A 12,168-nucleotide genomic window follows, 5' to 3' on the forward strand; every position below is an offset into this window, starting at 1 on the left:
GCTCGGGACGAAGGCCTCTTTTTTGTTCGCATCCTAAGTAGCACCGGATACGCTGAAGGCAATGAATACTGAGGATGAAAATCTAAGCACAGCGCAGGAAGACTCCATGCCTTTCACTTCGCGCATAGGCATCCTAGGCGCCGGACGGGCAGGCACCGCGTTGGCCCGCGCGGCGGCAACGGTGGGGATACCGATGAACATTGCCTCTTCTCGGTCACCGAGTCAGATGAAATATCACCTGGCGCAGTATGCGCCGCAGGCCACCGCCGTGCCAGCCGAAGAAATCGGTGCGGATGTCCAACTCGTAGTGCTGATGGTGCCTCAAGATGACCTCGATGAGGTTGACCCGGAATCGGTGAACGGCCTGACGCTCATCGATGCGACAAACCGTTGGGAGGAAATGCCTCTGCCCGATTGGTTGGAGAACGGACAAGCTGCGGGGCTTTCCAGCTCGGAAGTTATCGCTCAGCACTTCGGTGGCTCACGGGTCGTCAAAGCGCTGAACCACATCAGCCACTGGGATCTAGATTCGGACAGCTCCTCCAGGCAAGGGCAACAACGCGCCCTAGCGGTGGCCTCAGATCATCGGCCTGACGCTACTCTAACGGCACGCCTAGTCCGTACACTGGGTTTTGCCCCGGTAATACTCCGCGGGTTAGCCGAGGGCCGCTTAATGGAACCAGAAGGTGAAATTTTCAATCAGGTATTAAGCGCCGCACAGTTGCGTGCCCTGCTACACGACCGCTAGTACTCAGGGCTTCGATAGTTCGACGTATTCAAACAGCTTTATCTTGTGACGCTTGCCACTGAAAACTCGATTTGTGGTTCGAAAGCACTACTCAACACCGATTTTCCCGCAGAATTCCGGGAAAACTCTTAGGTCACCTGCCTAAGCTCGCCGAATTGGAGTTCATGAATATCTGGTGGTAGAGTTTTACTTCGTTGCCAGCGATAACAACGCAGACAACGCATGACCTGCGCGGGTGGCGGAATAGGTAGACGCGCTAGCTTGAGGTGCTAGTCCTCGCAAGGGGGTGGGGGTTCAAGTCCCCTTTCGCGCACGCAGGGAAATCCCCGGTTGACATTGTCAGCCGGGGATTTTTGCATCCCCGTTGACAGGAACGACCAACCTGCTGACAAGCGTTGACACCACGACGGCCTAACCAGCCCGGTAATGTCCCGGCACTATCCACGCAGCGACAACTTGATAAAAAAACTCCCATGGCGTCAATCCGCGTACTCACTCGCGCTGACGGCAACATCGCCCACAAAATCATCTGGCGCGACTCCGAAACCAAAAGCCGACCAGCTTCACCACAGACTCCGATAGTGAAGCAGACCTTCACAAACGGCTACTCGACGCCTATGGCCAGCCCTTCGGTCTCCCTAACTAAGCCGTCGCAGGAATCGAAGCCGAATCCCCTATCGTCAATACGATAATCGAACGGTACCTGGGCGAGCTAACTGGCATTGAGTCGGCAACCAAAATGGTCTACATCAGAATGTGGGAAAACCACATCCTGCACTCTCTCGGCGGAAGTCGTGTGGCGAGTTTGCGCAGGTGAATAGGCTCAGAGAGCCCGATGTAAGTTTGATCCGGGCGTGCTGGCGCGATTTCGTAGACCTGGCCGAAGTACATGAAGCCGGCGCACACCATCGTGAGGACTTGCTCGAGGTGTTCGAGCCATGGGATGCCTTGGCGGCGTGCCGTCCGGACTTGGCGTTGCAGGGCTCGGGTAGGCCGAGTTCGGTGCGGACCAGTGCGATGACGTTATCGTCCACGCCTTCCACTTTTAGATCCCATTGGGCGGAGATGATCGGCAGGCTGATCGCGTTAAGGACGGACTCTACTTGCGCGTCGGCGCGTACCCGATAGTACACGGCGATGCTGTTCGGGAAAGCAAGCTAACGGTTGCGCTCCAATGGATCCACGACGGTGACCGTGCGGGATCCTTGTTTGGTCGTGATGATACCGCCTGGGTTGCCAGCCTCTTTAACATTCGCCACTGGTGCTGTCGTCTCGTTGTTCGCCATACCCCACAGAGTGAGTGAAAGCCCGGCCCCCTTGTGGGAACCAGGCTTTCCTCAATAGAAGGCGTCGCTCATATGTGATTGATAAGCTTCAGTTATCAACCACTAGAGATGAGGGCTCCCCTTAAATGCAGCCACTGAACTTGCCGCCATTTTCCGAACATGGAATAAGGGTCCAAGTGACAAAACCTTTTACAGCGTCCGAGGAACAGACGCTAATGGCCTTGCAGCTGGCGCGTGGCGCAATACTCAAAATGTCGCCGACCTCACAATTGAGCTTGATTTCTTACTCAATACGTTGCAAGAGCACGGGATATCGCGTTCACCGTATGATTCTCTGCTTGTGAGAATCTGGCGGTTCATCATTCTGCCTGAAGTAGCCTGGTCAGCGGGAAGTAATAAAGTAAGAATCGCTGAAGATGACATCGTTCACTTGGAAACCTTAGGGTATTTAATCGCTGCACGAATTCCTCAGGCCCACGAGCGTGATTCCAACGAACGTGAACAATTACTCGGTCTTCTCGCTGAAGCAAGCGCCGCCAGCGACGAATGCACAGATCTCCCAAAAGCCATACGCACGCGACTATCAGACCTGTTGAATCAACTGTCCACTCTTCTGGATCCTGACAACGATCATAATTCTCGTCATGTTCAGCGAACCCTAGATCAGATCACAGCATTACTTCTTCAAGCCGTCTGGGCGGAAAAGACGCCTGATCTTAAATTCAAGCTACTCAATATTGCATTGCGATTTGCTCAAACCACGAGTGAGTCTGCCTCTTATGACGTCATCAAAGCCATTGCGGCAGCTCCAGTGAAAAACATGTTTGGGCTGCCTCAGGGGGAGGAAGGCTAGCTCGTAGACAGCAGGGCCTGGCTCCATTCGGCGTGTTGTTGGCGGTCGTATTCTCCTGGGTGGCCGAGGTGGATGCCTCCGCAGTGGAGGCAGGAGAAGTTGGGCTCACTAGAGTGGCATCGATTCCGGGAGCGATTCACAACTATTCGATGGTGGTAAATGGTTTCTTCATCCATTACAACTATGACCAAGCTACTTTGTCTGCGTATCAGGAGAAACTGTTGCACTTCAAAATTTTAGATTACTTGTTCCTCATGGAATCTAAGGCTTGGAAGACCCTAACGATTCACAAGGCACTAGAGGATGGCTTAGTCGGTGAATCAGTCAAAGATTGAAGATGACTGTGATGTTTAGTCCGAACGGTCGCTCATAATATGCTCGGCATTGATCAAGCCTCCAGCCGCAATGATGCCATTAGCATGCACGATCATAGTCTCCCCCACAACTTCACCGAGTCGCACCGGAACAGCATTACCGATAAGTCGCCCGAGCACGCTAAAGCGAACACGTTCGTCAGGTTCTACAAATTTGTATCTAGGTGGAAAAGTTAGCAGTATGGCCGCTTCGCGAAGCGAAATAGCTCGGTCCTGCTCAGGGTGCCCAAAACGGCCATTTCCGTATCCGAAACTTTGCGTTGTAATCGTTGGGCTAGCTTTATCCCACGACATGCGCCCGTAAACGCTGGGGTAGGTTGCGCCTGATGACCCGCTCTCCACCGGTACGCTAATTTTTCAACAACAGTCGGTTTCCGACCACCTGCGTCATTAGAGGACAACATTTCTGAGATCGCATAGTTAAGTTGCCCGGCGAGGTCTACTATCTCTTCGCCTATGCGCGCCTCCACACTCCCAAGTTTCGAAACATGCGCGCGGAAATCGGAAACCGCCCAGTACAGTTCACTTGTTTGAGCCGTAATCACAGATTCATCAACTGATCGCATCTCCTTGATTAGAGAATTGATAGATTGCGAAAGTTCCAGAAGTCTTTCTTGTCTCGCCATGTGTTCTGCACGGCGTTCGGCATGATCTGCCCTTTTGTGAGATTTGCGGCTGTCAAGAACAGACCAGATTCCCAGACCAACGGCTGCAACGGCAGAACCGACAACTCCAGCAGCTCCAGCAGCTACCCAATATCCACGGCATTGGTCGCGTTCGTTGAGCAGTAAAGGACACCTTCATTCAGCGCGTTCGGAGTAGGGATTAAACATTCAAACTGTTCAGCGGTATTTATTCGTCCCTACACGTAATCGTCGATAATATGTTGCGGGTAAAAATACGGTTCCTTGTGAACCATCGACTCTACGATGCCCCGAAGATGTTTCACTAGGTCTTCTGGTTCTAATGTCCCAACATAGAACTCCCTGAATGCTCTCTGTTTCGCGCCTGAGATACGCCGATAGGTGGCGAACGCACCATTCTCTCGGTAGCTGGGATCGCACGAAGAGTAAGCGACGCCGAGTAACGCATCATGATAGGCAGAGAGACCTATCGGATAGTTGGGGAACACATTCACCATTGCGAATCGCTGCTCAGAAACTTTGAGCCTATGGGAAACGCCGAGTACCGCGTCCCTATTGGAACCTGCAGTCGAGTCGAGCTCGGCATAAATCCCGAGAAGTTCAAAAAGAGCGCCGTTTCTAATGCGATCGGACTCAACATCATTCTGTAGCTGTATCGTTTCGTCATGCCGTTTCTGAACATCTGCGCTTTCCTTCTCCATTTGGCGAAGGGTTCTAGAAGCTGCGCGCCAAGCCAATCATGCCCCACCGAAGAGAAGTAGTGTGCCAAACGCGGTCACCCAAGTGGCTACGTCACCTAGAACGAGGTAGTTGTCCGGGGCAGTTCCGACACAATAGACCGCGCTCTCTTTGGCGGCGTTTGCCCCGGCAGGGTGACATTCAAACTGTTCTGCGATCGCCATGCCTACCTTGCATTTCGGTGTGCGGATTTAGACTCTGCGGCTTTGCGCCAAACAAGACAATTCATTTTCTCCACACCTTAAAAGTAGAAATCAGAACCAAGATATGCCTGCATATTTATCGGCTTTGTACCAGCCTGCGAATATAAACGCTGAATGAAGATATACCACGTGACTAAAGCATGCTCAGTCGGTAGTCCAAGCGAGACGGTTTCCGGACCTGGGATAGCGTCCAATCGCTCATCCAGGGTCATGTTGGCGATCACACCTTTGTCCAACAAGCAGGTGTTGTCAATTCTCTGTGAGGCAGGCAAAACATCATTCAGCTGTTGAAAGGCAGGAACTAGATTTTCGAATTGAGAAGATTCAAACGCAAAGAGCGAATAGATCACCGGGAAATGCCGTAGCTCTTTTCCGTACATATTGTACGTGTTATAAATTATCTCTGATTCTGAAGGTGCATGAAAAGCAGACTTCTCCAAGCTCTTGACGCTCTTCATATTCTCGATTATTCCAGGCAGCGTCGATGCAGAAACACTGGATTTAACTTCAACTATGCCGATAACACCTTCAATCGGTACGAGCTGATGCCCTTGCTCCTCGCTGGTGAAGAGCATTGGCGTTGTCTGCGCATCGTAAACGATCACGTCTAGTTGCTTAGACGTGTTGCCCGCAGTATCGATCACCTGGCCTTGAGTTACGCCGAGGCCTTTATGAAGATGCTTCCGCAAGAAGACGCGCACCGCCTCTTCCAATGCCTGTCCACTGGAAAGATTGTGTTCAACGGCCAATCGTGTCTTTTCCAAGGAGAATTGAAGTTCCTTAGAAGCAATTGACATCAATGCAGGTAGTTTAGTCATCTAATGATGATAGCTAGCAGCGGCGTCGCGAAAGTCATTGTTACTCATGGCCTATGATCTGTTCTGCACGGACACGGAGTCGGTCGTCAACTTAGCCTGCTTCAAATTCGTCTAGGGATAATGGGCCAGTTGGTAGCCATGATTTTGGCAGGTTCATCGATCGCTTGTCCTTGATCACGGGGTTTGATGCTCTAACTAAGACCGGTTTGATGCGTCTTCCTTGGATTCGGCGTCCCCATCAATGTCGCCAACTTTGTGTTTTAGCGATTGTGGGTTTTCATCGTGGGGTATTAGCAAACCTCGCTTGATATCCTTCTGCTGCAGTTTCCGTTCGCGCTTAAGTAAACGCTCTGCGCCTTTGAGCGAACGAAACCGCGAAATTCGTTCATACTTCCTAGGAACCACCATATTGGCAACGATGCTGATGTGATCATTCAACGTCCAACAGTCTGCCTCTAGTTCATCTAAATCCGCCCATTGCCCAGGCTTTCCCAAATATACGTATTTACTTTTAAAAGACACCACATCTCTATAAAGCAATCTGCCTGCCCTCCCAACACTTGAATCACTGATTACGCTCAATCGCATTAGATGCTGCATGGCTGCAATTCCTGCGTCATTTGCCTCTTTTAAGACGCTTTCAATTTGTTCTTCATGAATACCTTGCTCTTCTTTGAGCATCAGCATGTTGAGCGTCTGTCTTGTTAGGACCCCCATTGCATTGGCGCGGTCTGTTGCCAGTGATACTAGGTGACGTATTTCTGTAATTCTTTCTTCTTTGGCGTTCGCTTTGGCCGTTCGCGTTGAAATTAGGGTCGCTAGTATTGTTCCAGTGAGAACTAGAAACGCGGCTTGGATTTCTTGAGGCGTTTGATTCCAGAGATCAATAATCATGCCACCAGTCTCTCGTGGTTTGCCTTACTGTGGCGTTTGAGCCACACCGGATATGGCGTTGATGAGCAGTTTGTCATCGTCGCTGCCTGGGGTGCTCTTGCCTATCCCATTAGCCGGAGGGGAAGGCTTGCACCCGGTTCTTTTTCGTTAGCACCCATTGGATTCTTTTGGGTAGGGGCTAATCCAAGGACGCCTGCCGAGTTGTTCTATCCGTTGGGTGATTCCTTCTGGATTTAATATCGAGTGATCCAGCGCGGTCGCTACGCCAGCTCTCCACGCCTGAAATTCGCGACGCTCGCACTGATGCCCTTTTCGTTTTCAAATGAAACGGTTAATACTCACCAGTAACCCGGTTCTTTTCAATCATCTGTAGAGCAGATTTCACTGCGGTCACAATCCGCTCTTGGCCTGCCGATTCAGACTTGCTTGACCATTTCAAGACTTCGCCCAGGTGGCCGATCCCCGCTTTGCGCAACCACTTGTCTCGATTTGCAAGATCGGCCATCAAGTAAATTGCCGCTACTTGTTCGCCGAGACCCACTGGCCCCCGCTCGTCAGCGTAACCGTGCGCTCGCGCGGCTACTCTCAGGAAGATGTCGATTGTCTGCATCCGTCGTCGAAGCGCCAAATCGCGAGTCGCCGTCAGATATGTTAGAAGTGCGCCAATAAGCGATCCACCAAGCAACACAATTACAATTTCCCCAGTATTCATATCGAACATCTTCGCATACAGCCCGGTTTCTAGACGCTTCCAAGAATTTACTTACACAGATTTCCATGCTTATTGAACGGCGGGCGCTCTACTTAATCTGCGAGCCAAATGCAGGGAGAATGTTCGCCCATGTCGAGGTCATGTCTGGTTCATCTTATGGTTTTGATGCCTGTGGGCGAGAGCAGGTCCGCACCCCTTCCATACTCGAGGGAGCAAAGATGCAATCCGCTCGGTACTGAGTATTCACAAACTAAACAGGTCATTGGTCGTTGCTATCTTCCAGGTACGGGTAACCAGCAGGCTTCTTGGGATGCTTCCGGATGTGCTCCGCGACTGACTCAGACGCAAGATCATAGAATTCCATCGGTTCATAAGGAAAAGCGCCAGGCGTCTCTTCGTAGTACGGAGAGATAAGCCTCCCCCAGTGTTTGTGACCCTTGAATTCTTCCAAGTACGGATAGGCTACTGCCCACGATTCCTTCAATTCTTGCGCACTAGGCTTTAGGGTGACTTCTCGCCCCCGGCCCCATATTTGAGTAATGAAAAAAGACTCCAATCCGTGCGACTCCGCTCGTATCCTACTAATGCATCGAACCTTTTCTGATTCGCGTCACATTTTTCTCGTTCCTTTGAATAGACGTTTGTCAAGACTGCTGAACCAATACCAACAAGCAAAGCCACTGCCGACGGCAACCATGCGCTAAGTTCCATGCTCTTATCCGATTGGTTCTGATCGGTGACTGGTTTGTGTAGGTTTAGTCCTGTTGGTGTGGGTGTGCCGATGATGGGTACTACGTCGTTGCATCTGACGATGAGTTCGCGTCAACCGCAGATGTTGGCAGATAACTGGTTGCTGCGCTCGACCGTGGTTAAACGGCAGGAGAGGTTGGTCGAGGTGTTGTTTATCTGAAATAGGACGCATTAATTTTAGTCGGATGTGTCCCTTCGAACTTCACGCTGCAAGAAGTCGAAAAGTGACAACAAACGTTCGTCTTCTGTAACGTAGATATCGATTCGCTCAGATATGGATTCAATTGCGAACTCTATCGATTCTGCTTCTTGCACATTGCCCTTTGCTCTTGCTTGAGCATATTCTCTCTTGTAGTTCTTGAGCTTAGCGCGTAGCTCGTTTGTCAATGCCTCAATATCGAGTCTTTCATTGACAATCAATTCCATTTGATCGTAGGCGTCAATTATATTCTGTTCGCCCCGTGCACGGCCTCCGGAAGAGACACTCGAAGATAAAGGTTGCACGTCGTCACGGTGCATTCTTTCAAGGAATCTCTTACCTCTCGCAGTTGAGGAATAATCGATAGAAGTCAGTGGTTTGTCCCACCCGCGTGGAACTTGCCAACGTCCATTGTCGTTTAGCTTACGCTTCGATAGCGTAGAATCCTCCGAGTCATTCACTGCTGCGACCAGGTCCATTCGCGCTTCTTCACTTCCCGCCCGGCCATCGTTCGCGGTTACGTGGTAGAAAAAGTTGTCACTATTCAAAATTACGATTCGCTGGCCAGTCTCACGTTCAAACTCCATTATTAGTTCAGGCCTGGGGCGCAGTGCCTTCCCGTTTGTCTTGATCCGCCAATCTTCCTTGCTGTCGTCGGTAACAAGAATGACGTCACTACCATTTTCCTTCGCATACTTCATAGTTTGAGCCCAGAAAATGTAATCGCCGCTGCTGTTTTCATTGGTCTTACCGCTGTCACCATAACCAGGCGGGATTTTATTTTTGAAGCGCTCTCCAGCAACGGCCACAAGTGCTTCAAGCTCAGGCTCTGTGGGCTCGGGCCCCACAGAGGCACCGTAAAGGCCAGCTATACGTTCAAGTACTTCATCCATCTTCTGGTGATGAATTTCTTCACGAATCGAAGTCAGTTCATTTTTCAGACTCTCGCTCCATCTGGTTACTGCGGCTATCGCTTGAGTCTGTTCATCTGTTTGTTCCAGCCTTGATCTGTGCTCATTGGTTGAAACGACTTTGATGAAATCGTCGATCTTTCCAATTCGATCGGTGTGCTTCTTGGTTTGTTCAGCACGCACTGAATCGCAGTTATTATGAAGCTCCGTAGCAATTTGAAACGGCATCCATAGTCGTTCTTTATTTCCTTCCAATATCTTGAAGAGCGAATCTCTGCTGGTCTTAGATATGCGATAGAAGTTAAGAAGGACATTTGCGTCGAGGACGAAAGCAGCACTTTCGATTAGACTGTCTCGGACCTCCTTTGAGCGTTCGTAATAGTCGCGGAATCTTGTTCTTAAGTCTGTGTTTTGTGGCGTTTCTTCACTCTGTGTCATGGGTCGAATTAAACCATCGATAGGCTGCTGAACACACAATGTGACTCTGTCAGAGACTAATTTTCACTATTGGACGGTCATCGCTTGGAGCTAGGTAGGGCACACCTTCCGTTGCGAGTTCAGGGGTGGCCCCTGATGCGATCCGCCCATATTGGGCTGCCGTGTGCGGATTGGGACTCCATTGCCGTGACGGGCTTTTACTGCGCCATTGGAGGAAGCAATGCTCGACGGTCGGCGTGAAACGAGCTTGATCAGTCACGGTTCCACTCCGGGTTGATGATGATCAGTTCGCCTGGCATAGCAACGGCGTTGATTTGGAGTGTGCCGGTTTTCCCTTCGTGGACGAGCAAACCGCAGCCCTTTGCTTGCGCTTCGTCGTAGAGCTCGCGGATGTGCCCCTCGGAAGTGACAACGTACTCCGCAGCAACGGTCACAGCTTCGTGGAACTTCGCAAGAATCTCCTCGGACTGATGGCCGCTCACTGCTTGCCCCCTCGGTGCAGTAGTGGTTTGCCGATGAAACGTGAATCAGGCTGTAAGCCTAAGTCCTTGTTCTTTTCGGGCTTTGGCTCGGATGCATAGTCAACGCTGTCGTAGGGTTCTGTGACCCTGCGCTTGAACATGGTCAACGTACGGGTCGATTCGGCGTGGAAACCTGGCACGCACCTGGTGTATCCAAAGGATCGGATGCGGATTAGCCGATTGGACTTAGGCATCTGGCACCTCCGGGCGTTCGGATGGTCACCATGTCAGCCATAGACCATGCGCGGCCGGCCACCATTTCGAATCCGACGAGCACGTGACCTTCTGGGATTTCCCCAACTTCGAACTCTCCGCCCTCCCATGCGTGCATCCGCATCTTAGCCGGGATTACCTCCACGCTGTTCACTATCTTGTGGGCGGCGTTTTCCTCGCTGTGGAGGCTTTGCTGGTGGTCGGCAACCATCACAGGATCAACACCCACCGCCTTAGCTGTCGCCACCGCGTAATCAACAATGGTCGGTACCCGCTGGGCGGCGGCTTCTAATGCGACTTGAGCGACCATCGCGGGTGTCGCGCCATTGACGTTTACGCCATTCGCGTCGATCCAGTCCATGGGCGCTTTGGAGGCACGAGTGACCGCGTCCGTGTTTAGCGGGGCCTGGTTAGTGGTCATTAGAAGTCTGCCTCGTAGATAGTAGTAATTTGGATGGTTGCTGCGAACCGTAAGCCGTCGTTGGTTTTGCCGGCGATTTCCACTACGCCGAGCCCGTCCCGATCGGTTTCGGTAACGCTGAATCCGTATCCGTCATCGAGTAGTGCGGAGCTGAGGAAGTCGCGTAGTTCGTCCACCGTAGGGATGCGACGTGCTTTCATCTGCTCTGCGGTCTTGACCGGGTCTCGGGTCGAATATGTAACTCATTTGGTGTTTCCTAGCCCTAGGCGTGCGTTGATCTGCCCTAGTTCGCTATGTAGGTTTACGCCTGTGCCGTCGATGGTGACGCATAGCTGAGCGAACGCGATTAGTGCGATAGTCCGCTGCTCGTATGCCAGGGCGAGGGTGGCTTGCGCAATTACCCAATCACCGTCGCGCTCACCCTCATGTGGGCTAATATTGGACGCGGTGCCATACGGGTTGCCGGGTAGGCTACTCATGTTTTTCCATTCTTGATTCGCGCCCTGGGTGGGGTGATACTTTGCTCATGGACATTGATATTGAGGTTCGGTACTTGAGTGAGCGGGATGTTTACGCTGTCACTGTTCCGACGGTGCCTAGTGCTTCGTTGGAGGTTCAGACCGTTGAGGAAGCTGCGTATTTGGCTCGTGCTCGGGTTGGGGAGATCACGGGGACTGATGTTGAGGCGGTCCTTGTCGCTAGCGTGATTGAGCTAGACGACGGTGACTAACCCACGCGCTGTCTCAGCCACGTTCCCCACCTCCTAGTGCCTCGCCGAGCTGCTTGCCGAAGTCGCCCCAGATGCTCGGTTTGGGGTTTTCTTACTCTTACTGTGTGGGCAAATACCCGTCTGCGTGGGTGCGGGGCTCTCCCTCGTTGTCATCACCGGCCCATTCTTCGTAGAGCTCCCCCGGTTCATCGAACTGGTTACCGCCCCATAGGGTGCCGCATCTCGGGCATTCCCAATTGCCGTCTTACATTTCGGAATCGGCGAGGCGCGCGCTGCAATACGGTTCTTTGAAGATCAGAGTGGGCGCGGTCTCATACTTCACGACCGGGCCGCTCATGGTGTGTCCTTGGCTTCGAAGGTGACCCGGTAGATAGTGGTGTCGGCGGTGATGTTGAGGGTGTCGGGGTCGAGTTGTTCGCCGGTGAGAAGATCGCGGACCTTACGTTCAATAGCGTTGGTGAAGGCGTGCAGCCGGGTGAGAACTAACTCCACGTCGTTGGTGCGTGCTCTCGACAGCCGACGATCACTTCGGCGAGTACTGGGTTGATCTGCCACGTGTCGAGGAAGTCTAGGTAGCCTTCGAGGTCTTCCGGCACGTCCGCTTCGCCGGTGATATTGATGTGTGCCGGTGATATTGATGTGTTCTGCGCAGTCGTGGACGGCGGTGCCTCGTCGTGCGGCGTCGTCTCGTTCACGGTTTGGGAGTAGCTGCAGG

General features: G+C 52.0%; 14 protein-coding genes and 1 tRNA gene. 4 read left to right on the plus strand and 11 right to left on the minus strand.

All coding sequences use genetic code 11. The features are described from left to right. Positions 1-106: 106 nt before the first annotated feature. The 3 genes from CIK74_RS00455 (at position 107) to CIK74_RS00465 (ending at position 2,887) form a co-directional block, all read left to right on the plus strand. A complete protein-coding gene (locus CIK74_RS00455; RefSeq protein ID WP_096253745.1) occupies positions 107-748 on the plus strand; it encodes an NAD(P)-binding domain-containing protein in 642 nt (213 codons plus the stop codon). Between the two features lie 229 nt (positions 749-977). Then, positions 978-1,061: transfer RNA gene (locus tag CIK74_RS00460), tRNA-Leu, on the plus strand. Positions 1,062-2,374: 1,313 nt separating this feature from the next. Then, complete coding sequence (locus CIK74_RS00465; RefSeq protein WP_096253746.1) at positions 2,375-2,887, plus strand: hypothetical protein; 513 nt, start codon at positions 2,375-2,377, stop codon at positions 2,885-2,887. Between the two features lie 350 nt (positions 2,888-3,237). On the opposite strand, the gene CIK74_RS00475 is transcribed toward CIK74_RS00465, so the two are convergent. From CIK74_RS00475 to CIK74_RS00530, 10 genes are all read right to left on the minus strand, one after another. Then, the gene (locus CIK74_RS00475; protein WP_343251911.1) at positions 3,238-3,603 is read right to left on the minus strand and encodes a DNA cytosine methyltransferase; all 366 of its coding nucleotides are present in this window, start codon (positions 3,601-3,603) and stop codon (positions 3,238-3,240) included. A 520-nt stretch (positions 3,604-4,123) separates the two neighbouring features. Continuing rightward, complete coding sequence (locus CIK74_RS00480; RefSeq protein WP_096253748.1) at positions 4,124-4,606, minus strand: hypothetical protein; 483 nt, start codon at positions 4,604-4,606, stop codon at positions 4,124-4,126. A gap of 278 nt (positions 4,607-4,884) precedes the next feature. Beyond that, positions 4,885-5,610 (minus strand): DUF6602 domain-containing protein, encoded by a 726-nt coding sequence (locus CIK74_RS00485; protein ID WP_205738214.1) that lies wholly within the window; start codon positions 5,608-5,610, stop codon positions 4,885-4,887. A 249-nt stretch (positions 5,611-5,859) separates the two neighbouring features. Beyond that, positions 5,860-6,558, minus strand: coding sequence for a hypothetical protein (locus CIK74_RS00490; protein WP_096253750.1), 699 nt, complete (start codon positions 6,556-6,558; stop codon positions 5,860-5,862). Positions 6,559-6,889: 331 nt separating this feature from the next. Then, a complete protein-coding gene (locus CIK74_RS00495; protein ID WP_141392814.1) occupies positions 6,890-7,270 on the minus strand; it encodes a hypothetical protein in 381 nt (126 codons plus the stop codon). A gap of 927 nt (positions 7,271-8,197) precedes the next feature. Beyond that, positions 8,198-9,568, minus strand: a complete 1,371-nt coding sequence (locus CIK74_RS00505) for a PIN domain-containing protein (RefSeq protein ID WP_141392815.1) — start codon at positions 9,566-9,568, stop codon at positions 8,198-8,200. 251 nt (positions 9,569-9,819) lie between these two features. Next, positions 9,820-10,050: a hypothetical protein gene (locus tag CIK74_RS00510; protein WP_096253754.1), complete on the minus strand. Its 231-nt coding sequence runs from the start codon at positions 10,048-10,050 to the stop codon at positions 9,820-9,822. A 211-nt stretch (positions 10,051-10,261) separates the two neighbouring features. Continuing rightward, positions 10,262-10,723 (minus strand): hypothetical protein, encoded by a 462-nt coding sequence (locus CIK74_RS00520; protein ID WP_096253756.1) that lies wholly within the window; start codon positions 10,721-10,723, stop codon positions 10,262-10,264. Continuing rightward, positions 10,723-10,923, minus strand: a complete 201-nt coding sequence (locus CIK74_RS00525; protein ID WP_096253757.1) for a hypothetical protein — start codon at positions 10,921-10,923, stop codon at positions 10,723-10,725. Before CIK74_RS00525 ends, CIK74_RS00520 begins: the two co-directional genes overlap by 1 nt. Positions 10,924-10,965: 42 nt before the next feature. Beyond that, on the minus strand, positions 10,966-11,202 hold the full coding sequence (locus tag CIK74_RS00530; protein ID WP_096253758.1) for a hypothetical protein: 237 nt from the start codon (positions 11,200-11,202) through the stop codon (positions 10,966-10,968). Between the two features lie 74 nt (positions 11,203-11,276). Here CIK74_RS00530 and CIK74_RS00535 point away from each other — a divergent pair, with 74 nt between their 5' ends. Then, positions 11,277-11,453, plus strand: coding sequence for a hypothetical protein (locus CIK74_RS00535; RefSeq protein ID WP_205738215.1), 177 nt, complete (start codon positions 11,277-11,279; stop codon positions 11,451-11,453). Positions 11,454-11,786: 333 nt separating this feature from the next. On the opposite strand, the gene CIK74_RS18395 is transcribed toward CIK74_RS00535, so the two are convergent. Further along, entirely contained in the window at positions 11,787-12,008 is a 222-nt protein-coding gene (locus CIK74_RS18395) for a hypothetical protein (RefSeq protein ID WP_141392817.1), read from the minus strand. Between the last annotated feature and the right edge of the window lie 160 nt (positions 12,009-12,168).

Source organism: Glutamicibacter sp. BW77 (assembly GCF_002332285.1).
In the GTDB taxonomy this organism is placed as follows: domain Bacteria; phylum Actinomycetota; class Actinomycetes; order Actinomycetales; family Micrococcaceae; genus Glutamicibacter; species Glutamicibacter bergerei.

What these genes read in the sequence shown, in the direction of transcription:
- CIK74_RS00455 (WP_096253745.1), top strand. Translation starts at nt 107, where the DNA reads ATGCCTTTCACTTCGCGCATAGGCATCCTAGGCGCCGGACGGGCAGGC.
- CIK74_RS00480 (WP_096253748.1), bottom strand. Translation starts at nt 4,606, where the DNA reads ATGGAGAAGGAAAGCGCAGATGTTCAGAAACGGCATGACGAAACGATA.
- CIK74_RS00490 (WP_096253750.1), bottom strand. Translation starts at nt 6,558, where the DNA reads ATGATTATTGATCTCTGGAATCAAACGCCTCAAGAAATCCAAGCCGCG.
- CIK74_RS00495 (WP_141392814.1), bottom strand. Translation starts at nt 7,270, where the DNA reads ATGAATACTGGGGAAATTGTAATTGTGTTGCTTGGTGGATCGCTTATT.
- CIK74_RS00505 (WP_141392815.1), bottom strand. Translation starts at nt 9,568, where the DNA reads ATGACACAGAGTGAAGAAACGCCACAAAACACAGACTTAAGAACAAGA.
- CIK74_RS00520 (WP_096253756.1), bottom strand. Translation starts at nt 10,723, where the DNA reads ATGACCACTAACCAGGCCCCGCTAAACACGGACGCGGTCACTCGTGCC.
- CIK74_RS00525 (WP_096253757.1), bottom strand. Translation starts at nt 10,923, where the DNA reads ATGAAAGCACGTCGCATCCCTACGGTGGACGAACTACGCGACTTCCTC.
- CIK74_RS00530 (WP_096253758.1), bottom strand. Translation starts at nt 11,202, where the DNA reads ATGAGTAGCCTACCCGGCAACCCGTATGGCACCGCGTCCAATATTAGC.